Origin of the sequence: Fibrobacter sp. UWB15 (assembly GCF_900177705.1) — a bacterium.
Lineage (GTDB): Bacteria > Fibrobacterota > Fibrobacteria > Fibrobacterales > Fibrobacteraceae > Fibrobacter.
This window is the reverse complement of the sequence record NZ_FXBA01000001.1, coordinates 469685-492468: the sequence shown is the minus strand read 5'-3', so window position 1 is coordinate 492468 and position 22784 is coordinate 469685. Positions and strand designations below refer to the sequence as shown.

Annotated in this window: 18 protein-coding genes; 12 read left to right on the top strand and 6 right to left on the bottom strand. The window is 48.3% G+C overall.

Annotation, left to right across the window (positions count from 1 at the left end; genetic code table 11):
- Nucleotides 1-93: 93 nt before the first annotated feature.
- From feoB (B9Y58_RS02110) to B9Y58_RS02100, 3 genes are read right to left on the bottom strand one after another with little or no spacing between them, the layout of a single operon-like run.
- Nucleotides 94-2739 (bottom strand): ferrous iron transport protein B, encoded by a 2646-nt coding sequence (feoB, locus tag B9Y58_RS02110; protein WP_109639636.1) that lies wholly within the window; start codon nucleotides 2737-2739, stop codon nucleotides 94-96.
- Nucleotides 2739-3023 carry a FeoA family protein gene (locus B9Y58_RS02105; RefSeq protein WP_072799378.1) on the bottom strand — a complete coding sequence of 95 codons (285 nt, stop codon included), beginning with the start codon at nucleotides 3021-3023 and terminating at the stop codon, nucleotides 2739-2741. The genes feoB (B9Y58_RS02110) and B9Y58_RS02105 overlap by 1 nt, the downstream gene beginning before the upstream one ends.
- A gap of 1 nt (nucleotide 3024) precedes the next feature.
- The gene (locus tag B9Y58_RS02100; RefSeq protein ID WP_073053844.1) at nucleotides 3025-3465 is read right to left on the bottom strand and encodes a metal-dependent transcriptional regulator; all 441 of its coding nucleotides are present in this window, start codon (nucleotides 3463-3465) and stop codon (nucleotides 3025-3027) included.
- A gap of 496 nt (nucleotides 3466-3961) precedes the next feature.
- Between B9Y58_RS02100 and B9Y58_RS02095 the strand changes: the two genes are divergently transcribed.
- The 7 genes from B9Y58_RS02095 to B9Y58_RS02065 all read left to right on the top strand — a co-directional run bounded on the left by B9Y58_RS02095 (nucleotide 3962) and on the right by B9Y58_RS02065 (nucleotide 11545).
- A complete protein-coding gene (locus B9Y58_RS02095; protein WP_085534743.1) occupies nucleotides 3962-4390 on the top strand; it encodes an MMPL family transporter in 429 nt (142 codons plus the stop codon).
- Nucleotides 4391-4405: 15 nt separating this feature from the next.
- Nucleotides 4406-5194 (top strand): ZIP family metal transporter, encoded by a 789-nt coding sequence (locus tag B9Y58_RS02090; protein ID WP_073053840.1) that lies wholly within the window; start codon nucleotides 4406-4408, stop codon nucleotides 5192-5194.
- A gap of 33 nt (nucleotides 5195-5227) precedes the next feature.
- Nucleotides 5228-6349, top strand: a complete 1122-nt coding sequence (locus B9Y58_RS02085) for a cysteine desulfurase family protein (RefSeq protein WP_073053838.1) — start codon at nucleotides 5228-5230, stop codon at nucleotides 6347-6349.
- 20 nt (nucleotides 6350-6369) lie between these two features.
- The gene (locus tag B9Y58_RS02080) at nucleotides 6370-7230 is read left to right on the top strand and encodes a tRNA 2-thiocytidine biosynthesis TtcA family protein (protein ID WP_073054715.1); all 861 of its coding nucleotides are present in this window, start codon (nucleotides 6370-6372) and stop codon (nucleotides 7228-7230) included.
- An 84-nt stretch (nucleotides 7231-7314) separates the two neighbouring features.
- A complete protein-coding gene (locus B9Y58_RS02075; protein WP_073053836.1) occupies nucleotides 7315-9666 on the top strand; it encodes an efflux RND transporter permease subunit in 2352 nt (783 codons plus the stop codon).
- 93 nt (nucleotides 9667-9759) lie between these two features.
- The gene (locus tag B9Y58_RS02070) at nucleotides 9760-10737 is read left to right on the top strand and encodes a hypothetical protein (RefSeq protein ID WP_073053834.1); all 978 of its coding nucleotides are present in this window, start codon (nucleotides 9760-9762) and stop codon (nucleotides 10735-10737) included.
- A 19-nt stretch (nucleotides 10738-10756) separates the two neighbouring features.
- Nucleotides 10757-11545: a ZIP family metal transporter gene (locus B9Y58_RS02065; protein WP_073053832.1), complete on the top strand. Its 789-nt coding sequence runs from the start codon at nucleotides 10757-10759 to the stop codon at nucleotides 11543-11545.
- A gap of 8 nt (nucleotides 11546-11553) precedes the next feature.
- Here the strand turns inward: B9Y58_RS02065 and feoB (B9Y58_RS02060) are convergent, their stop codons facing one another.
- On the bottom strand, nucleotides 11554-13593 hold the full coding sequence (gene feoB, locus B9Y58_RS02060; RefSeq protein ID WP_073053830.1) for a ferrous iron transport protein B: 2040 nt from the start codon (nucleotides 13591-13593) through the stop codon (nucleotides 11554-11556).
- Nucleotides 13594-13595: 2 nt separating this feature from the next.
- Nucleotides 13596-13847: a FeoA family protein gene (locus tag B9Y58_RS02055; protein WP_233247805.1), complete on the bottom strand. Its 252-nt coding sequence runs from the start codon at nucleotides 13845-13847 to the stop codon at nucleotides 13596-13598.
- Nucleotides 13848-14514: 667 nt separating this feature from the next.
- Here B9Y58_RS02055 and B9Y58_RS02050 point away from each other — a divergent pair.
- The 3 genes from B9Y58_RS02050 to B9Y58_RS02040 all read left to right on the top strand — a co-directional run bounded on the left by B9Y58_RS02050 (nucleotide 14515) and on the right by B9Y58_RS02040 (nucleotide 18225).
- Nucleotides 14515-16683 (top strand): fibrobacter succinogenes major paralogous domain-containing protein, encoded by a 2169-nt coding sequence (locus B9Y58_RS02050; protein WP_073053828.1) that lies wholly within the window; start codon nucleotides 14515-14517, stop codon nucleotides 16681-16683.
- 303 nt (nucleotides 16684-16986) lie between these two features.
- Nucleotides 16987-17298: a hypothetical protein gene (locus B9Y58_RS02045; protein WP_143154626.1), complete on the top strand. Its 312-nt coding sequence runs from the start codon at nucleotides 16987-16989 to the stop codon at nucleotides 17296-17298.
- Complete coding sequence (locus tag B9Y58_RS02040) at nucleotides 17299-18225, top strand: FRG domain-containing protein (RefSeq protein WP_073053824.1); 927 nt, start codon at nucleotides 17299-17301, stop codon at nucleotides 18223-18225.
- A gap of 206 nt (nucleotides 18226-18431) precedes the next feature.
- On the opposite strand, the gene B9Y58_RS02035 is transcribed toward B9Y58_RS02040, so the two are convergent.
- A complete protein-coding gene (locus B9Y58_RS02035; RefSeq protein ID WP_073053822.1) occupies nucleotides 18432-19364 on the bottom strand; it encodes an Rpn family recombination-promoting nuclease/putative transposase in 933 nt (310 codons plus the stop codon).
- A 222-nt stretch (nucleotides 19365-19586) separates the two neighbouring features.
- Between B9Y58_RS02035 and B9Y58_RS02030 the strand changes: the two genes are divergently transcribed.
- Together B9Y58_RS02030 and B9Y58_RS02025 are read left to right on the top strand one after the other, a co-directional pair.
- Nucleotides 19587-21962 carry an efflux RND transporter permease subunit gene (locus B9Y58_RS02030; RefSeq protein ID WP_083532174.1) on the top strand — a complete coding sequence of 792 codons (2376 nt, stop codon included), beginning with the start codon at nucleotides 19587-19589 and terminating at the stop codon, nucleotides 21960-21962.
- 15 nt (nucleotides 21963-21977) lie between these two features.
- Nucleotides 21978-22754 (top strand): outer membrane lipoprotein-sorting protein, encoded by a 777-nt coding sequence (locus B9Y58_RS02025; protein ID WP_073054709.1) that lies wholly within the window; start codon nucleotides 21978-21980, stop codon nucleotides 22752-22754.
- The last annotated feature ends 30 nt before the right edge of the window (nucleotides 22755-22784 follow it).

Below are 22784 nucleotides of genomic sequence, written 5' to 3'. Positions count from 1 at the left end.
TTCACAAATTAGACAAATCTAATTCAAGCTTTTTAATTAAGGGCTGGCAGGTTTTGGGCCTACCAGCCCTTAATAGTTCTTGATTCTAAAAGACTAGTCTTCGAATCTCTTTTCCTTGTTGGCCTTCATGCCGAAGAGCTTGAGGAAGATTCCCGTACCCACCAGCGCCACGATGGCAGCGACGATCCACTTGGTATCGCCTCCAACCGGCACCTGATAGAGGAGAACCGCCACAGCCCAAGCAAGAATCGTCTGAACCGTTGCCATAAGGATAGCAAGGCCGAGGCCGATTTCGCGGGCTACGACACCCATTGCAGCAAGGCAAGGTACATAGAGCAAGATAAAGATGAGGAATGCGAACACCTGCCAGTTAAAGCCATCCACCGGGTTACCGTTCTTATCCGGATTGTGGAAGTAAGAGCGGAGGTTAGCGTAGATGTCGGCTGTTTCGGAAAGGTCGCCTTCTTCGAGAGCGCCCATTTCGTCTTCATCGAGCGTGATGCCAGCAGCAGCGAGCTTTTCGAACACGGCTTCGCGGGTCTTTTCATCCTCTTCTTCTTCGCCGAAGGTAGCGATGGCAGCAAATTCTTCGCAGGTCAGCACCTTGGCGTCGGTAATCTTGTCGAGAGTTTCTTTCTTGAGTTCGGCAGCTTCCTGGCCTTCCAATTCACCGGCGGTTCCGAGAATGTCGGTGAGCGAGCCAAAGACTTCAGAGAGATTTGCCGGAATCGAGCCGAGAGCTTCGAGCACGGCACCCTTGATATCGGGAGCGCCACCTTCTTCCTCTTCTTCGGCGGGGCATTCGTCTACACCGGCGATAAGTACCTTTTCTTCTTCAGCCTTTTCTTCAGCAGGTGCTTCGGCAGCTTCTGCAGGAGCTTCTGCATTTTCACCGGCCATGGAATACAGCGAGTTCATGGTACCGATAACGGCTTCCTTGGCCAAAAGACCCGTGAACAGAGACACAGAGGCCGGCCAGTTTTCCTTTTCGACACCGAACGGTTCGAACACCGGCGTAATCGCCTTGCCGATGGTAGAAAGCAAGCTGTTTTCGGAGTCACCGTTACCGGCTGTAAATTCAAAACCTGCCGGTTCATCGGCCGGAGCATTTTCGTCCGCAGCCTTCTCCACAATACCGAAGCTATTCAGGAAGCCAAGTATTGCAACGGCAAGCGTAATCACCTTACCGGCACGCCAAATGTAGTCGCGCAGGCGCTGCCAGCAGTGGATCATCAGGGACTTGAACTTGGGCAAATGATACGGCGGAAGTTCCATCACAAAGTTGCTGGCCTGGCCCTGGAACAGGGACTTCTTCAAGAAGAGACCGTAAGCAACAGCGAAGAGAACGCCAGCGAGGTAAAGCAGGAATACGACCGTGCCAGCCATCTTGCCAAAGAATGCAGCAGCGAACAGCGCATACACCGGAAGGCGAGCGCCGCAGCTCATGAACGGCACCAAGAAGATGGTGAGGAAACGTTCACGCTTGGATTCCAGCACGCGAGAGCCCATAATGCCAGGCACGCCGCAACCAAAGCCCACCATCATCGGCACGAAGGCGCGACCCGGAAGGCCAAGGAATCTCATGAAGCGGTCTGCAACGAAAGCGGCACGAGCCATGTAACCCGAGTCTTCCAAGAACGAAAGGCACAGGAACATGAAGAAGATGACCGGAATGAAGGTCGAAACCGTCTGGATACCGGCACCGATACCGTCGGCGAGAATAGCGGACACAAAGCCCGGCGCATGGAGAACATCCGTGAGCACGTAGCCGAGGCCGTCCACAAAAATTGCACCAAACAGTACATCAAAGAAATCAATGAATGCAGAACCGATAGTGACTGCTACCCAGAACACCAAATACATGATAACAAGGAAGATCGGGAGCGCCGCCCAGCGGTTCAAAAGCACAGCATCAAGCTTATCCGAGAAGGTCTTCTTCTCGCGTGCAGCGACAATTGCCTTGCCTGCCACACTGTGCGAAATGGAATAGCGGTTTTCGGCCATCGCAAATTCCGGTTCTTCGCCAAGAATCTTTGTAACGTCGGCCTTGTTAATCTTTACGCCAGCTTCGGCAAACTTATCCGCATAGCTATTTTGGTTACCCAAATACATGAGCGAAACCCAACGAGCGTCCGCATCCAAGAGCTTTGCGACCGGAGCCACCTGCGGTTCCAAAACCTTGACGGCTTCTTCAATCTTGTCACCATAAACCATCTGTTTCGGGAGCGGCATCGGAGATGCCAGCACATGGCCCATTTGGCTGATAAAGTTAGTGACGCTCTTTTCGCTCACAGCGGAAAGCGGAATGCACGGCACGCCGTAAACGTCAGAAAGCTCATCGAGATCCAGCTGGATTCCACGATTTTCGGCGATATCCATCATATTGACGGCAATCACCATCGGGATATGCATATCGGCAAGCTGACTCGTGAGGAACAGGTTACGTTCCAGGTTCGTGGCATCGACGATGTTGATGATCAAGCTTGCTTCGCGGCTAAGCAAGTAATCGACAGCAGCGCGTTCGTCTTCGGCATTTGCGAACAAGGCGTAAGTACCCGGAAGGTCCACCAGGCGAATCTGGCGGTCGCCAAGTTCAAAGTAGCCTTCCTTCTTTTCGACCGTCACGCCGGGCCAGTTACCCACATGCTGACGGGCACCCGTAAGGGCGTTAAAGAGAGCCGTCTTACCGCAGTTCGGGTTACCGGCAATAGCAATCGTCAAAAGCTTTCTAGCAGCCATTATACCCTCCTCAGCTTGAGAACGTTGGCTTCTTCTTTACGGAGCGAGAGTCTATAAGAAAGCACAGCAACTTCGATCGGGTCGCCGAGCGGGGCAGCTTGCAAGACTTCGATCTGGACGCCACGCACAAGCCCCATCGAAAGAAGCTTGGACTTGTAGCGAGAATCGCCTTCGTTATAGCCGACGATTTCCACCTTGTCGCCCTTTTTGAGTTCCGAGAACTTGGGCTCGGTACTCCACTTTTTCGTTTGCGACTTTCCGCCGCAACCACAATTACAGCTCATATCATTCCTTTGTGTTTTTGACAACCCTTAGTTTTTTCACCGAAGAAACTTTTGCCGAGGCAATCGCATTCGACGGTTTCACAAAATCTTCAATCTTACCGAGCGTTTCTGCCGAAAGAATGTGTTCCATACTGCAAGCATCCTTGTCGGCAATCGCCTCGGACACGCCCAACTTAATCAGGAAACCCTTCAGAAGAATATGACGGTTCAAAATCATGGCAGCAACGCGCTCTCCCTCTTCGGTGAGTTCTACACCGCTGTAGGGTTCCTGCCTTACAAGGCCCATCTTCTTGAGTTCAACCATGGCCTTTGCGACCGACGGCATTTTCACGGCAAGAGCCGCCGCAATATCCTTGACGCGGGCAAGCCCGTTCGCTAGGCGCAACATGTGCACCATTTCTAAGTAGTCTTCTAAACTTTGAGTTAGTTTCGTATGGTCCATTTTAACCAGCCTTATTTAGACGCGGCTAATATAGTTTAATAAATCTAATTAGGCAAGGCTAAAATTATTACCGAAAGCGTATTTGTTTAGACAAAACTAATATTATAAGAAAAAATTTACATTTATTTCGCGATTTTGCCCTTGTTTTTGTAGTTAGTTTTATCTAACTTTTAATTAGTCAAGTCTAACTCTGGTTGTTGCCATAGCATTCAGATTCGGGCTTGCTAGGTTGAATCAAAAAAATCCAATTCCCTCTTTTGTGTCTCTTTGGGAATAAAGGTGCCCCCGCTCAAGTAGCTCTGAGCGGGGGCATTTTTTGATAATTTAGGTGATTTTTGAGGGTTGCGGCCCTACGCGCGTTTTAGCGGGGTCATACTCTTGGCACAAATCGCCATGGTCGAGAGGTTGTGCAGCAGGGCCGAGGTCGAGGGCGCCAAGAAACCGAAGAAGCCTGCCGCCAGTAACGACGTGTTGAAGGCCACAATAAAGCGGTAGTTTGCCTTCGGGCAGCATCAAGGCGGGCCTTATCGGGATGATTCCAAACATAGCGCCCGTTCTCCTGATTGGCGGCGTCATGGGCTATTCGGGCATGCCGCTCGACATGATCACGATGATCGTGATGACAATGATTTTGGGCATCGCCGTCGACGACACCATCCACATGAACAACCACATCAAATACGGCTTTGAACGCACAGGCAGCTACCGGCAAGCGCTCCTGCTCTCTTACCGCGAAATCGGAAAGACCATGGGCATGACCACCTTCATTCTTTGCGCGATGTTCCTCGTATTCATCTTCAGTCCCATGGGGGCCCTCCACAACGTGGGCCTGCTCTCCATCGTGGGTCTCGGTGCCGCACTCCTTGCCGATTACACGCTCACCACGGCGCTCGTGTACCTGAGCAAACCGTACGGGAAAGGTTAATACTATCTTTATGGCATGAACGAACCCGTCTTACAAATTGTTCAAGGTCTTGCCATCCCGTTTTTAGGGACGGTTCTCGGCGCTGCGTGCGTGTTTTTCATGCGAAATCAGATGAGTCAAAACCTCAAACGCGGCCTTCTCTCTTTTGCGGCAGGCGTCATGGTGGCAGCCTCCGTTTGGAGCTTACTTTTGCCTGCGATAAGCGCCAGTGAATCGATGGGGAAATTGGCATTCGTCCCGGCGACAGTCGGCTTCTGGGCCGGTATCCTGTTCCTGTTTATTCTAGATAAAATCACGCCGCATTTGCATTTAGGCAGCGCGACACCCGAAGGTCCCAAGGCAAAACTCAAGCGCACGACGATGCTCACGCTGGCGGTGACTTTGCACAACTTGCCCGAGGGCATGGCCGTCGGCATCGTTTTCGCTGGCTGGCTTTCGGGGAATGTGGCCATCACGCTTTCGGGTGCGTTTGCGCTTGCCATAGGCATCGCCATCCAGAATTTCCCTGAAGGGGCGGTGGTTTCGCTCCCGCTCCGTGCCGAAGGGGCTTCCCGCAAAAAGGCTTTCGCCTTGGGAGCGCTCTCCGGAGCCGTAGAACCCGTAGGCGCGTTAATCACGCTGCTTGCGGCTGAGGCACTTTCGCCGTTTATGCCCTACCTGCTCTCGCTTGCAGCGGGTGCCATGATTTACGTGGTTGTGGAAGAAATGCTCCCCGAAGTCAGCGAAGGCGAACACTTTGATGCCGGCACCATCCTTTTCGCCGTGGGCTTCACGCTCATGATGGTGCTCGACAGCGCGCTATAACCGCTCCCTCATTTTTCTATCTTTTTGGTAGTTATGTCCTATTTCGACTACACGGCAAATACCCCGGCATGCGAAGAAGCCTTGCAACGATTCTGCGAAGTTGAACGCGGGTTTATCGGCAACGCCAATTCGAATCACGAAGCAGGGCATGCAGCAAAAGCTTTCCTCGCCCAGGTGACCGATTCCATCGCGAAACTTTTGGGCGTAAACCCCGACGAGATCATTTACACCTCGGGCGCAAGCGAAAGCAACAACACCGCCATCCGCGGCATCGTCCAGGCCAAGCGCCATGTGGGCAAGCACATCATCACGAACCCGCTGGAGCATTCTTCGGTAAGCGCCACGCTCACGGCTCTGCAAGAAGCAGGCTACGAAATAGAGATGGTAAAAATCGGCACCGACGGGAAAATCGACCTGGAAGACTTGCGAAGCCTGCTCCGCAAAGATACGGTGCTCGTGACGGTGAACGCGGTGGATAGCGAACTCGGGACGGTGCAGCCGCTGGAATCCATCAGTAATATTGTACGCGAATTCCCGAACTGCAGCCTTCATATGGACGCGACGCAGGCCATCGGGAAAACGCCTATAAACCTGAATTTGGCAGACACGGCAAGCATCGGCGCGCACAAGTTCTACGGGCTTTCGGGCAGCGGGCTTTTGTACAAGAAAAACGGAATCGCCATGGAACCGCTCATTTACGGCGGCGCAAGCACCACTATTTACCGCAGCGGCACCCCGACGCTCGCGTTGGACGCGTCCCTCGAAACGGCACTGTCGCTTGCCGTGGAGCATTTCGAAGAACGATTTGCCCGCATCAAGGAGCTGCGAAAGATTTTGCAAGAAAAACTCTGCGGCTATCCGAAAGTCCGCATCAATTCGCCCGCAGACGCAGTCCCGCACATCTTGAACCTGAGTGTCGCGGGAGTCCGCGGGAACATTTTCCAGAAAGCTCTTTCGGACAAAGGAATTTACGTGTCGGTCAAGTCCGCCTGCAGCGTAGATGCGCTCCCCTCCCGCGCCGTTTTTGCCGTCTGCCGCGACCGCAAAAATGCTTTGAACTCCTGGCGCATAAGCCTTTCGCACCTCACCACCGAAAAAGAAATCGGCGAATTCATAGCCGAATTCGACAGCTGCTACAAGGAACTTTGCAAGTAAACGCAAAAAAGGTAATGAAAATGGCAAGAGAACTTTCATTTGTACAAAGCGTAGAACGGAGCATTTCGAAGACTTACCGCGAAAGGCTCTGGACGCCGTTCATTACCGCCATCAAGAACTACAAACTCATCGAAGAGGGCGACAAAATTGCCGTCTGCATTTCCGGCGGCAAGGATTCCATGCTCATGGCGAAGCTCATCCAAATGCTCCACCGCCACAGCGACGTGAAATTCGACGTGGAATATCTGGTAATGGATCCTGGCTACAACGAAATCAACCGCCAGAAAATCGAGAGCAACGCAAAGCTCCTGGAAATCCCCATCACCGTTTTCGAGACGAACATTTTCGACGTGGCGAACAACACGGAACGTTCCCCATGCTACGTTTGCGCAAAGATGCGCCGCGGCCACCTCTACCACAAGGCAAAGGACCTGGGCTGCAACAAGATTGCGCTGGGCCACCACCTCTCCGACGTCATCGAAACGACCGTCATGGCGATGTTCTACGGTTCGCAACTGCAGGGCATGATGCCCAAGCTCCACAGCCTGAATTTCGGCGGCATGGAACTCATCCGCCCCATGTATTGCATCAACGAGCAAGACATTATCAACTGGAAAAATTACAACGGGCTGCAGTTTATCCAGTGCGCCTGCCGCTTTACCGAAAGTTGCACCGTCTGTGACAACGGCGGTGGCGGTAGCAAGCGGCAAGAAATCAAGATGCTCATCAAGCGCCTCAAGCGCGAAAACCCGAATATCGAAAAGAGCATCTTCAACAGCCTGCACTCCGTCTGCATCGAGACGTTCCCCGGCTACAAGGCCGGCGGCGAGCTGCATTCGTTCCTGGAAGACTACGAAAATCGCGAACCGCAGAAAGGGTAAACGAGTCGTGTTTTTGAACCCGTCCGTTTGGAGTAGAAAAAACGGCGCTATGGCTCTATTTTTCCCTCAAAAATTGAGGGTTTTATGCAAGTTTCTCGTGTCAACAAGGTTTTTGCCCGATTGGGGCGTTTTCAGGTTCGTTTTCGCTGGTTGATTCTGCTGGTAACGGCATTTATAACGGTTTTGGCGAGTCTCGGGCTCCCGCATCTGCAGATGAGTAGCAGTGAAGAGGACTGGTTCGATGACTGGGATAAGGTGAAGATTGACCAGGCGCATTTCAACGAAAAATTCGGTAGCGACGATGGCTACATGGTGATGGTCCGCGCCGCCGACGTTTTTGCGCCAGAGGTGTTGCAGGCAATCGACAGGCTTTCGCGTAGGCTCGAAAACGAGGTCCCGTATGCCGACCGTGTGGTTTCGCTGACGCACAATTTGTCGATTCCGGTCGCAAATGACGAAGGTTTTGAAGTCATCGATCCGTTTGAGGAAGGCGTTCCCAACGACCCGCAGGAACTGGAATCGAAAAAACAGTTGATTCTTTCCCGCGAATCCCTCGTAAACAACATCGTCTCGGACGACGCGAAAGAAACCTGGATTATTCTCGCGCTAAAATCATACGAGGGCGGCATCAATTTTGGCAAAGACAGCATTGCGCCTTTTGCACGCGACATCATCTATTCCGACGAATTCAAGAGCGACAAGTTCGAAATGCTCCCGACGGGCATGAGCTACACGGAGATGGAAGAAAACGAGGTCATTTCGCGGGAATGTGCCATGCGCATCGGTTTCGGATTCCTGGTGATGCTCGTATGTCTTATCCTGTTTGTTCGTTCGCTGCGCGGCGTGGTGGTGCCCGCAATTGCAACAGTTGGCGGCATCGCCTCGGTGCTCGGCATCAATGCGTGGCTCGGTGTTGTCGGCGACGAGAGCATGGTCGCGCTCCCGGTGCTTTTGGGAATGGCGCTTTCGGTGGGCTATTCCATCCACTACATCAATTCATTCCGCATGCATTTTAGGCGCACGGGCAACCGTCGCGAATCCGTAATTTGCGCCGTCGAAGAAACGGGCGGGCCCATTCTCTTTACCGTCATTACTACGGTCGCATCGTTGATTTCGTTCCTGTTCGCGGGAATCCGCCCCATCCGCTGGATCGGCGGCATTTCGGCAGGCATCGTCACGATGGTTTATCTGTATGTCATCATCCTAATTCCGATTCTCATGAGTTTCGGCAAAAACGCGAAACCGAACCCGACGCAAGTAAAATCGGCAGGAGCCACCAAGGCAGACATCCTCTTTGAATTTTTCGGGCGCAAGGTTTGCAGACACAGCTGGATTGTCGCAACGATTTCGGCTGCAATTATGCTATTACAAGTTCCGGGCATGATGCATATCGACGTGAACATGGACTACACCGAGACCATGGGCGAAAAGATTCCCTTCGTAACGCGGCTCAAGGACATGCTCAGCGGAAAACTCGGAAGCCTTTACGACTTTAACGTGATGGTGGAATTCGAGAACGACGACGCGCTCAAGGATCCCGCCAACATGAAGCGTATCGAGCAACTCGAAAAGAAACTCGGCACGCTCCAGCTCACGAAAATTTCGGGCGACAAGCCGCGCGTGCAATCGGTGACGCGCCTCGTGAAAGAGATGAACCGCACGCTGAACGCCGACAGTATCGAGTATTACAAGATTCCCGACGCACAGGACATGCTTACGCAACTGCTTTTTCTGTACGAAATTTCGGACCCGGACGCACTCTTTGAACGCATGGACGAAAATTACAAGACAACCTTCATTCACATAGAACTCGCCGGCTACGATGCCAATAAAATCGTCGAGGACCTGGATTCGGCCAAAAGCTACGGCGCACAGATTTTCCCCGACGCAAGAGTTTCTGTCGTGGGCGAAGTCGTGAACTACGCCGAAATGAATGGCAAGCTGGTCGGCGGGCTTTTGCGCTCGTTCGGCGGGTCGTTCGTGATTATCGCCATCATGATGATTCTTGCATTCGGGAGCATCAAGGCGGGCCTTATCGGGATAATTCCAAACGTCGCGCCGGTTCTCCTTATAGGCGGCGTCATGGGCTATTCGGACATGCCGCTCGACATGATCACGATGATCGTGATGCCAATGATTTTGGGCATCGCCGTCGACGACACCATCCACATGAACAACCACATCAAATACGGCTTTGAACGCACGGGCAGCTACAGGCACGCGCTACTGCTCTCTTACCGCGAAATCGGAAAGACCATGGGCATGACCACTTTCATCCTTTGCGCGATGTTCTTCGTGTTCATCTTCAGCCCTATGGGCGCGCTCCACAACGTGGGCCTGCTCTCCATCGTGGGCCTCGGTGCCGCACTCCTTGCCGACTACACGCTCACCACGGCACTTGTTTACCTGAGCAAGCCATACGGGAAAGGATGGTAGAACAATAGTCCCCCTTATATTCTTCATAAATGCAAACGATCTGTTTGACAAACAAGTTAAAAAAGCATATTTTTTGGATATAAGGAGACAAATATGAATCGCTACATCTATCTGTTAGCATCAACTTTATTCTTTTTCGCCTGTTCCGACAACAACAGCGCAAGTTCATCGGAAAATTCTGAAACTTCAGAATACCAGCATGTGTCTATAGACAAAGAAAAACATCGCATCGTTGTCGATCAAGACGCTCATACCGAAGAATTTTGCACTTTGTACCAAGGCTCCTTTAACTGGGGCGAAATCTCTTATGAAGCGGACCAGGGCTCTGATGTAACTACCTACGAGATTCACGGCGACACTCTTGTCGTTTTTTTCTATGGCAATACGGATGATCCGCACTACTACCTTGGCGGTTCTACCGATAAAATTTATGGTACATGGAAGAATATTAATTGCTCTAAATATCAAGACAAAACAATTTGTCAGCCTCAGGAGGAGCGCGACTTTAGAGAACAATATGACGAATTCATTTTGACTATTTCCGAAAATAAATTTCAGGAAGAGGTTGTATATAAGCCCGCATATTTTAAATATGACGACTACATGAATTCTGTATACATTCCCAACCTTTATGCGGCTCTTGAAAACGATTACACATGGCCATCTATCGGCATGTTCGGCACATTGTTTTCTCCCGAACAGACGTCCTACATAAAGGCTATAGAAAAAGAACACAACATCAATGTTTTAGAACAGACAAAAACAGCGAAAAAATTCAAGTTGGAAGGAAAAACTTATGATGTCAAGATAACAGATATTGAGCGTGATTCCTTGAACTACAAGGTCGCTATCAGCGTAAAATCGGGTGACAAGGAATGTACGTACGAAGAACGTCAAGTAAACGTGACGAAAAAAAACTGCAAGGACCAGACTACAGAAGGTTTACAAGACTACGATGCCGACAGGGTCTTCAATGAAGAGCTTGCCATCAAGGGAACAATCGTGTACACGAAGGGACTCGATGAATTTGACAAGTGCATCAATGAAATCTCGGTATACTACGGAAGATAAAACATAATATCATTTCAGCATGAACGAGCCGGTTATACAAATTGCCCAAGGTCTTGCCATTCCGTTTTTAGGGACGGTTCTCGGTGCCGCCTGCGTCTTCTTTATGAAGAAGCAGATGGGGCAAAATCTCAAACGAGGCCTTTTGTCGTTTGCGGCGGGCGTCATGGTGGCAGCTTCTGTATGGAGTCTGCTTTTGCCTGCAATCAGCGCGAGCGAGTCGATGGGCAAACTGGCCTTCGTCCCAGCGACGGTCGGATTCTGGGCCGGCATCCTGTTCCTGTACATTTTAGACAAAATAACGCCGCACTTGCATTTAGGCAGCGCGACACCCGAAGGCCCTAAGGCAAAACTCAAGCGCACGACCATGCTTACGCTGGCGGTAACATTGCACAACTTGCCCGAGGGCATGGCTGTCGGTATCGTTTTCGCAGGCTGGCTTTCGGGGAATGTGGCCATCACGCTTTCGGGTGCGTTTGCGCTTGCCATAGGCATCGCCATCCAGAACTTTCCCGAAGGGGCGGTGGTTTCGCTCCCGCTTCGTGCCGAAGGGGCTTCCCGCAAAAAAGCTTTTGCACTGGGCGCGCTCTCTGGAGCCGTAGAACCCGTAGGAGCCTTAATCACGCTGCTTGCGGCCGAAGCGCTCTCGCCGTTCATGCCTTACCTGCTTTCGCTTGCAGCGGGTGCCATGATTTACGTCGTAATCGAAGAAATGCTCCCCGAAGTCAGCGAAGGCGAGCACTTTGACGCAGGCACCATCCTCTTTGCCGTGGGCTTCACGCTCATGATGGTGCTCGACAGCGCGCTATAAAATTTCACTTAGAAAATCAGCAATCCGATGTGGTAGCCGACAAAGGCGAGCCCAAGCGAAAGGGCGAGATAGTAACCCATGATGGTTGCTAGCCACTTGAACGAGCCTGCTTCGCGGTAGGTGGTACCCATCGCCAGCACGCAGGGAACATTGAACATCGACGCAAACAGGAACGCGAGCGCTTCGGGCTTGCTGATGGTACTTGCAAGCACCTCGCCCAGGTTTCCGCTTGCAGCCACGCGGGTCACAAGAGAGAACGCCTCGCCAGTGTGGTTGAAGAGCGTACTCATGATGCCAAGCGAAGCTTCCTTGCTGAACATGCCGCCCAGATACGACACGAAAAGTTCCCAGCGCATGCCAAAGAACATCGTCACCGGCTCAATCGCATTGCCAATCTTGTAAAGGAGCGTATTTTCTACATTGCCGTCGCCCGCGTAAGAAAGCGCCCAGAAAAGGGCCGCCACCATCAGGATCATCTTCAAGGCCTTCTTGAAAATGCCCCAGGTGCTGCGCCCGACCATCGCGGCAATCATCTTCCAATGCGGTTTGTGATACGGCGGCAATTCCATAATCATGCCCACGCGTTCATTCTGCGGGACAAGTTTTTTGCCGAACAGGCGCGAAGACAGATAGAAGCTCGCAAAAATCAGCGCCACATAACCGACGCCGAACAACGGAGCCGCCGACCCGAAGAATGTTGACGCAAGGAACAGCACCACCGCCACCTTGCTCCCGCACGGAATCGCCCACAACAGAACGAGCGCAAGCAAGCGTTGTCCGCGGGTATCGAGTACGCGCGTACCGCAAACCGCACCCGCCGTGCATCCAATTCCGGAGAACAGCGGCATAATCGCCTTGCCCTGCAGACCCAGACGCGAAAGCCAGTTGTCAAACGCATACGAGAAACGCGCCATGTAACCGATTTCTTCGAGAATACGGAATACGAAAATGATGGAGAAAATAAAGCTTGTCATGCAGATGGTTATGCATGTACCGCCAACCAGAACTAGCTTGACAAACGAAATGACGACAGGCCAGACGCCGAGCGCATTGCCCACGCGCTCCGCAAGCGATTCTAGCACAGGCTGCAAACCAAAACCGATTCCCATGCCAGGGAACGCAAGAATCATACACGCGATCAGCGATACAACCATGATGCCGAACGCAAAGAACTTGCCCTTGATATGGTGCGTCGCGATGCGGTCCCACTTGCTGAAAACTTTCTCGATGGATTTCGGCGTTGCCGATTCGCGCACAATCTTCGAAACCCAGCGGTACTTGGCTTCACCGGTGAGAATTCCGCCATCGCGCCCTTCTTCGCTATCGAGGATTGCATCAATTGCATTCTTCCTCGCGAACGGAAGCATTTCATTCACGACACCGCAAATGAGCTTGTCTTTTTCAAGGAGTTTTTCCGCAATCCAAACTTTTTCACAAACGCCGTACGCAAAATCGCCGAGGGTAGCCTCGATACGGCTGATGACATCTTCCCCATTTGATTTTTCACCGACGAGTTCCTCGCGCAAGCTACCACTATCAAGGCAAACAGGAGTCTTGATGGCCGAAACCATCTTCTTGAAAAATTCAGGATAACGTTCCGTTTCGGCCGCACTGAAGCCAAGCACCGGAACGCCGAGGCGCTTTTCAATCGCAGCCACATCAATCTTCTTGCCCGCCGCTTCAGCCACATCCATCATGTTGAGCACCAGCATCACAGGCATGCGAACGCCCACAAAATCCGCCAGCATGTAAAGGCTGCGCTCCAGCTGCGAAGCGTCCACCAGAATGCACACGAGGTCCGCCTTACCGCTCTGAATGTAGTCGCGGGTAACGACTTCTTCTTCGGAGTTCGCCGAAAGTCCGTAACTCCCTGGAAGGTCAATTACTTTATACGTCGTACCGTCAAAAACAAATTCACCCTCAGCCTGCTCCACCGTTTTGCCGGGCCAGTTGCCCACGCGCTGGTGAAGTCCCGTAAGGTTGTTAAAAAGCGTCGATTTACCAGAATTAGGCTGTCCGAGCAAAGCAATAGTCTTGATTTCGCTCATTTTTACAATTCCACCTTAACAAAAATCTGTGAACTTTCCTTATGATTGACGGCAATAACCGTATCGCGGCAAAAAACGAGCACCGGCGAGCGCCCGTCGTTCTTGAGGAGCGTAAAGGCGGAACCCGGCGTAAGCCCGATGGAAACAATTCTTGAAATAAAGCGGGAATCGCCCTCGATCTGGGCGACAGTTCCGCAACGATTCTCGCCCATTTCGGCGAGGCTCAAACGGTCGACAAATTCAGCGTTTTTCATGCGCCAAAAGTAGCCGAAAAACGCCCAAAAAACCGCTCCAAATAGGTTTTGAATACTCCGAGGAGATTTGAAGGGGAAAGTGTTCCCCTCGCTTCAGCCCCGCCCCACCCTTATTGTCATCGGGCATCTCTCATGCCCACCCTAGCGGGGCTTCCGCTACCCTTTCTAGCGGGCTTCAGACGCCAGCCCGCAACGCCTGGCTAATTAGCACATGCAATATCCTTATGCCAATTCACCTTCTAAATCGATTGGCAATAGATAAATTCATTCCAAGTTAGACTATGCCAAAATCGACGATTTTAGTGAAATTTGCCTAATTTTGTGTTTAGGCGCATTTTTCTTCTGAAAAAAAAGCTCTCTTTGTAAATATTTATGTATTTTTAAAGTTAAATAGAGTTTTTGCTCTTGTTCTCCAAACGAAATCTGCAAATTTCAAATAACCGAGGACAAGGCGAACGCTCACGCAGACATGCCGTTTTACGGTGTGTTTCAGTTTGCTATGCCGACACTTTGTCGGTCTTTGGTCGTATGACCAAGGGCAACAGCCCTTTTGGGGCGTGGGTCGCTCGCATTTATCGGTTATAGGCTTTGCAGAGCCTCGTTTGGATAAATGCAGCGACTTGCGCCTTTTTGTTTTCTCACAAAATTTGGCAGGATTTCTTGCAGAATGAGACGAAACCCTAATGCTAAAAAACATGGAGAGACCTGTGAGCAAAAAATTGACATCTTCTATAATTTGCCAACTCTTTTGTTAACAAAAAACAAGCATGCTTGGGGAAATCAGCTCTTATCAAAAGCGCTTTCACCCTACATTAATATCGAGGGACTTATGATTATAAAGAATCTATGTCAATTAATTTTATTTCTTGTCTTAACAAGTTTTGCAAATATTCATCCCGGCTTAAAAAATGCTATAGACAGGGGCGATATCAAGACAGCTGAAAATCTAATTAAGAAGTTTAATGTAAAAGACATATACTGTCCAGCAAGTCTTTCTTATGAAGACGCATTGGTAATATATGAACGTCCCTTTTCAAACAATCCATCTAGTATGTGGGAAAAATGTGACTCCATTTTTATAAAATCTGCAGAAAAGAATGTTTGTAAGACATCCGTTCCATTATGTAAGCTTTATCTAAACCAAATTTTACATGATGTAGATTCTGAAATTCTAGACACAGTATTTGAAGACATTCTGCAATCAAAATTGTTTGTTCAAAAAGAAAAAAGACTTGTTGAAAAAAAAGTAACAAAAAAAGCGTCAATACAAGAATGTCTAGAACAACTTGAAAACCTAAGGATAAACACGATTGATTCTGTTATAGGGGTATACAAAAAAGAGTGTATAGAAATTTTCGACGAAGAATATTGTACGAAAATGTTCAACAAGATTGGAACAGCCAACATTGATTCAATCAACAAATCTTTTTCTAGCAAAGCCAAACTATGCAATAAAAAACCTACAAAAACAGAGGTGGAACATGTTGAACAAGTGCTCTCTGTTAACCCATTTCTTTATGAAATTGAATATTACAACATTAAGTTATCCAAAAGAATGAAAAATCCGTTTTACACAAATATGAAGCCCATTGAAACTTATAAGAAATTGAAGAGCGTTTACATTCCTCTAGAAAAAAAGGATAATATACGTCCCGTTTTAGACATGGATGCTGCAGCATATTGTATTGCTTTTCCAAATAAAAAGTCGCGAGTTGAATTATGTCATGAATCTATAAAACAATATACAGATTCTTTAAATCTATCTTCTAGTAAGAACGAAGTCATCAAGAAAATATCTAATGCATATGCAATTTCTGGTTTCGTATCAGATTCTCTAATAACATTTTCTTGCAAGCTTTATCCTAAAATTGATAAAGACTTTTATGATGTTATGGAAGTGAATGTTTTTGATTGCAATGTTGTTAGCCAATATAATTCGGAAAATGAAAAATGTGCAAATTCTAGTAAAAACTACATCCAAACTTTTTCTTCAGGAATCAAATATGTTTGTGATAGTAATAAATGGAGACCACTTAAGCAAGGAGAAAATGAATATGGAGTTTGTTCTAATGAAGGCGATGTCAAAAAGAATATGTATTGTGCAAAAAATGTTGGATGGATAAAAAATGCAGGTTACAAGACATTTACAGACAATCGTGATAATAGAGTTTATCGTGCTATAAAAATAGGAAATCAGATTTGGATGGCCGAAAATTTAAACTATAGAGCAAAAAACAGCCGCTGTTATGAAGATGATAAAGAAAACTGCGAAAAATATGGGAGATTATATACATGGCGTTCAACAATGTCTGAAAATGACAACGGTTGTATGGATGACGGCAGATTAGCTTGTTTCAACAACGGTCTTATTCAAGGAATTTGTCCAAGCGGTTGGCGACTGCCGTCGAAGGAAGATTTAAAAAAATTAATTTCTACTGTTGAAAAAAATAATTGGTCTGTAGATATCAAATCTGAGAGTGGTTGGGCAAATGACAATAACGGAGTTGACACCTATGGTTTTAATGTTTATCCCACCGGAGAATGGTGTTCTGAAGGGTGCTTAAGAGGCAATCACAAAAAATCTTTTATAGAAAAAGAGTATAGTACAGGTTTTTGGAGCTCTTCTTTAGAAAATTCTTATTCAGCCAACATGCTATCTTTCTGTAATTACAATTCTTGTACAGGCATAAATACAAGAGATCTGACAGATGGATACTCTATCCGTTGCCTAAAGGATCTAAAACCTAAATCAGATAAGAATGATGTAAAAAAAGTTGGAATAAGCTCAAGTTACGCAAAGCTTCGTGCAAAGCAATTGAAAGAAAAGAAGAAATAACATTTGTAAATGTTATAAAAAAGTGCACTCAACCTAGTGAGGAATATGTCCTGAAAAACGCCATTTGTCGAATATAACAGACAGGCAAGATTTATAATGATGGAAGCCTTATGTTCTAAAATGATTTATGCATGCTCATCGACATTATGTATCAATTAATGCAGGAAAAACAGGATTTTCTCTTCGTTGTATAAAGGACTGATTATGAGTTTGACGAAAGAATCAATAACATACGGGTTCGCGTTTATTGGTTTTAGCGCACTAGTTTGTTACGTATCAAACAAATCAAAAAGGAGTTCAAGTATGGCGGAATACACAATCGTTGCAAAGATTACAAAAATCACATCTGATTCCGTTTTCATTAAAGGTGTAGGAAAATTTTGCTACGAAGATTCTAATAAAAAACAATGGAATCTTTTAGAAGGGACAAACAATTCTGCGCAACCAACGCTAATTAATACTGACACATCTTTTTCTATTGGAATAAATGAAAAAATCTCTTTATCTCTTTTGTCCCAAGCATTATTCCATCAAAAACCCTTGAAATTGCATATTCAGAATGAAGGGACAAAAGACGGTCTAAAATATAAAATCACCGCTGTGGAGATGCCTTAAATGGAATACGAAATCAGATCCACTGCGGAATATATTGAGAGTCTGAAAGATTTGTCAAAGAACGGCATAGATGGTTATCGAAACGAAAAAACAAACCTATATTACCGTGGAGAACCTGAAGATTATGGAGCTACTGCAGGACAACCTGGAATTGCTCGTGGAAAATGGCTAGAAAGCAACAACGAATCTGAGTTGTTTCGCGAGTGCGAAAGAAGACTTAGCCATGAATTTGTGAATTGCAAATCAACCTTTGAAAAGCTTGTTTTGATGCAACATTATGGTTTGCCTACAAGGATTCTAGATGTTTCTTTAGACCCGCTTCAATCGCTATTTTTTGCATTGTATTTAGACCCCAAATCCAAGTCTGATGACAGCAAAGACGCCGTCGTTCTCGTATATGAAGTTCCTAAAGCGAGTGTGAGAAATTATCATTCAGACGTTGTGAGCGTCATTTCTAATATAGCGGTATACCATTTTGATGATGATGCGTTATCAGTCAAAGACATGCCTTACACCGATGATCAATGGGGTAGAGAAAAATTTAATAAAGAAGATTCTATTAGACATTTAATTCACGAAATCAAAGCAGAAAAGCCTTATTTTAGCAATTGGATAAAAAAAGACAACATGGAGTCTATTTATTGTGTTCATCCGTTATTAGACAATCCGCGAATCCGTTCTCAGCAAGGAGCATTCCTCCTTTTTGGAATTGATGGCGACAAACACCATTTGGCAACACTTGAATCAAATAAAGGTCCGAAAATCCGAATGACTAAAATTCGCATTCCGCAATATGCGAAGACGCAAATTCGTGAAGAACTCAATTTACTTGGAAAAACAATAGATACAGTATATCCCGATTGGACTGGCGTGTCGGATTATTTCACAAGATTCTACAACAAAGAAGTTGAAGAGTATTACCGCTAAATTTGCGTTAGGGGGCGTCGCACTTTTGTGGCGAGACTTGCGATAGATCCTTCGACAAGCTCAGGATGACACATCGCAAGGCTCGATGAGCCGAAGGCGAGCAGCACCCGACCCGGCGAGCCGGGGAACGCCCCAAAACAGATTGTAAAAACACAAAAACTGGCCCGTAAGGACCAGTTTTCCTTTTTTGAATATCTGTATTTTGCTTAAAGCCCCTGTTCGCGAAGCGCCCTGCGCTTCTGAATTTCTTCTTGCGGAAGCCCCGAAACAACAGAAATGTCTTCGTCGGTCAATTTGGGCATGGCAAGCATGGCATCGACCATTTTGAGCTTTATTTCTTCTTCTTCGACTTCGGCGATGGACTTGTAGCCGTAAACTTCACTGCATTTCTTGAAATCCATTTTAAACTGCTCCTTGGCATCGCCGTTGAACCACTGTTTCAAATATACAAATGTTTGGGATAAAAACTCCTCGGCTTCTTCACGGGGAAGCGACTTGAGTCCTGCCATAGCCGCTTTCAGATGCTTTTTGAGTTTCTCCCCATTAAAAACATACTTCAAAGCAACCAGCGCAAGAGCAATCTTGGGCGAAATCCGAGGGATTTCCTCGTCCTCGAAGATATCACTCACGTCAATGAGTTCCAACAAAAACGGCAATCCAATCTTGTGGTAGTATTCGGGGTAATTCGGGAACATCGTCTCCTTTTCAATGCGCCAAGGATCCTTTCCATTGTAAAGGACAATGGCGATTGTCGGGATATTTTTCTGGTTACGGACCATAATCTGGAACCAGTATTTGACCAATTGCGGGATGATTCCCGTTTCGGGATAGCTCTTGTGTTCCTCGATGATGCCCACAAGGAGTTCTGCTTGCTTAGGTTCATCGCTGGCAATTTTTACAGTGAAAGCCAAATCACCATCACCATGGGTAACCGTGTCACTGAAAGCCTCGGAAATTTCTTGCAAAGTGTCGAGATTCACTGTCGCAAGGAACTGGGCAAGATTACTATTCTTTCTGGACGCAAGGCGAAGCAGCTCCGCCGTGCGAGCGGGATCCTTCAGCACCGAGCGAACATAAGGGTCGTGCGGAAATTTTTTGGTCGTAGAAGTTACTCTTTCAATATTTTCATTTTCAGACATTAGCGTGTCCTTGTTTTAAGGTGGCCTTACGGGCTCCCCCGCAAGGCGACAAGAACTTGGTCCTTGTCTATACTATACACGCTTTTTTTGGTCCCTCTGCACCAATTTTTCGAAATATTTATTTCTTTTTACAATCGTCCGTTCGGTTTTGCACAAAACCATTTGGAGTAGAAATTTTAGGTCCAAGTCCCTATTTTTGCACCGCAAAAAAAAGAGGATACAATGAGCCTACCAAAGATCAACATTGAAAAAATCAACGAGCGATTCGGCCGTTTTGGCGAATTTTTGCTCGGTCACCGCGCCATTTTGCTGGTGGCGTTTATCGTTTTGCTCGCGGTTTCGGTCGTGGGCATGAAAAAAATCTACATCGAGGCCTCGTGGGACAGCTACTTTATCGAAGGCGACCCGATGCTTGTCGAAACGGACAAGTTCAAGGAAACCTTCGGTAACGACTACTTCGTGGGCGTGCTGGTCGAAAGCGACCATTCCATCTTGACGCCGGACAACCTAAAGCTTTTGCGCGAACTTTCGAACGAACTGCGCGATAGTCTCTCGTATTCCGACGGCAAAGCGACTTCGATTGTCGATTTGGAATACATGCTCGGCACCGAAGAGGGCATGGAAATCACGCAGATTGTTCCCGAAGAAATCCCGACGGATGAGGCTGGCATCGCTGAAATCGAGAAGCGCCTAGCCGACAAGCCGGAACTTGCAAAGAAGCTGATTTCGACAGACCGCAAGCAAGCCTTCATCAACATCAAGCTGCGCCCCTTCCCCGAAGATTCCGTATGGAAGGCTGAAGGCGAAGCGAAGGGCGAAAAAGCAGAAGCTCCCGACATGAAGACGGGCCGCGAAACGGCCGCAATCATCGCGAAGGAAAAGTATGCACCGCTGAACCCGCGTGCAACAGGCATGCCTTACTTGAGCTTCGAGAAAATGACCTACATCGGTCAGGAAATGGGCCGCATTTTCATCATGACGATTCTCTGCGCCATCATCGTGATGTTCTTGGTGACGCGTTCGCTGCGCGGAATCGTCTCTCCGTTGATTACGACATTTGCTGGCGTCATTATGACTTTCGGTCTAGTGGGTTACCTTGGCCTTTATATGGACGTAACCAACATCATGGTGCCCGTGATTTTGGCCTTCGCCGTTTCGATTGCATACAACATTCACATCAATTCGTTCTTCCGCAAGAACATGATGCTTACAGGCAAGCGCAAGGAATCGGTGCTTTACGCCATGCGTGAAACGGGCTGGTCAGTGCTGTTCTCCGGCCTTACCACCATCGTGGCACTACTTTCGTTTCTGTCGGTGATGCTTAAGCCCATTCGTTCCGTGGGCATTCTTTCATCGATTGCGATTGCGTTTATTCTTCTCGTGGCACTGACGGTTTCGCCGATTCTCCTGAGTTTCGGTAAAGACAAGAAACCGAACGCGAAGGTGCTTGAACGCGGCGACACGCGCATGGGAATCATTCTCGATTCTATCGGCAAGTTCGTTCTCGGGCACGGCAAGCCGATTGCGATTGTATTCGCCATCGTAACTGCAATTTCGGTTTTCGGGCTCACCAAGATAGAACCCGCCTTTGACGTGGAACGCACCATGGGCCGCAAGGTCGAATACGTAAACAAGATGCTCTACGTGGCAGAATCCGAAATCGGAAGCTTCTACTCTTACGACTTGGTGATTGACTTTGGTACAAACGACAAGGCCAAGGAAGTTGAGAACCTGAAAAAATTGGAACAGTTGCAGGATCACGCAGGCAAGTATCCGCTCACCAAGCGTTCTACCTCCATTCTTGATATTGTCAAGGATTTGGACCGCACGCTGAACGAGAATCGCCAAGAAATGTACGCCATCCCCGAAAACGAGGAACAGGTGGCACAGATGCTCTTGCTCTACGAAAATGCGGGCGGCAGCGAGGCAACTTACTGGATGGATTACGATTACAAGAAACTCCGTTTGATGATTGAAATTTCGAGCTACAACTCCAACGAACTCCAGAAGGAAATCGAGGACTTGCAGAATTTCGCACGCAAGCTTTACCCGGACGCAAAGGTGACTGCCGTAGGAAACTTGCCGCAGTTCACCGCCATGCAGCAATACCTGGAAGTAGGCCAGATGACATCGTTCCTGATTTCTGTAGTCATCGTGGCAGTCCTTTTGATGATCGTTTCCGGCAGCATTCGCACGGGCCTTATCGGCATGATTCCGAACATTGCGCCGGGTATTTTCGTGGGCGGTTACCTTGGACTCACGGACATTCCGCTTGACATGATGACGGCGACGCTTATCCCGATGATTATCGGCCTTTCCGTTGACGATACGATTCACTTTATCAACCACGGGCATGTGGAATTTGACCGCACCCGCGATTACCGTGAATCGATTCTCAACGTATTCCGCACGGCGGGCCCGGCACTCGTGATGACGACGATTATCATGGTGGCGACCTTTGCGGGCTTTACCACCTCGGCCGCAACGCAGATGTTCAACTTCGGTTTCGTAGTGTTTATCGGCCTTGTTTCGGCATTGCTCGCCGACCTGTTCGTAACACCGCTTTTAATCAAGAAATTCAAGATTTTTGGAAAATAGGAGAAAAATATGAATATGAAATTCGCAAAAACAGCCGCAACAATTATTGTCGCCTTGACCGCCATGGTGAGCGCAGAAACTTTGACCGGCCGCGACATTGTACAAAAAGTGCATGACCGCCCCGATGGCGACACCCGCAGTTCCGAACTCTCGATGACACTCATCAACAAGAGCGGAGCTAAGCGCGAACGCAAGATTACCTCATTTGCAATGGACGTGGGCAAAGACACCAAGCAGATTATGTTCTTCCGCTACCCCAACGACGTGAAGGGCACGGGATTCCTGACCGTCGATTACGACGACATCAACAAGGATGACGACAAGTGGCTTTACCTGCCCGCCATGAAAAAGACGCGCCGCATTAGCGGAAAGAGTTCCAAAACGGATTACTTCATGGGCTCCGACTTCACTTACGACGACGTGGGCCAGCGCAACATCGACGAAGACACCCACAAACTCCTCCGCGAAGAAAAGGTCGACGGAATCGATTGTTGGGTGGTTGAATCCGTGCCGAAAAAGGGCGACGAAATCTTCTCGAAGAAAATTTCCTGGATTCGCAAGGACTGCCTGATTGCCGCCAAGGTGGAATACTACGACAAGCTCGGCAAACTGCACCGCTCGCTGAAGGTTGAAAACGTGGTTCAGGTAGACGGATTCTGGTCTATCGCCAAGATGAGCATGGAAAACGTGCAGACCAACCACAAGACGCTTCTTGAATTCGACGATATTAAGTTCAACATCCTGCTAGACGCAAAGACATTCACCGTGCCGCGCCTGGAAAGAGGACTGTAAAATAGTAGGCAGTAGGAAGTAGGCGGTAGG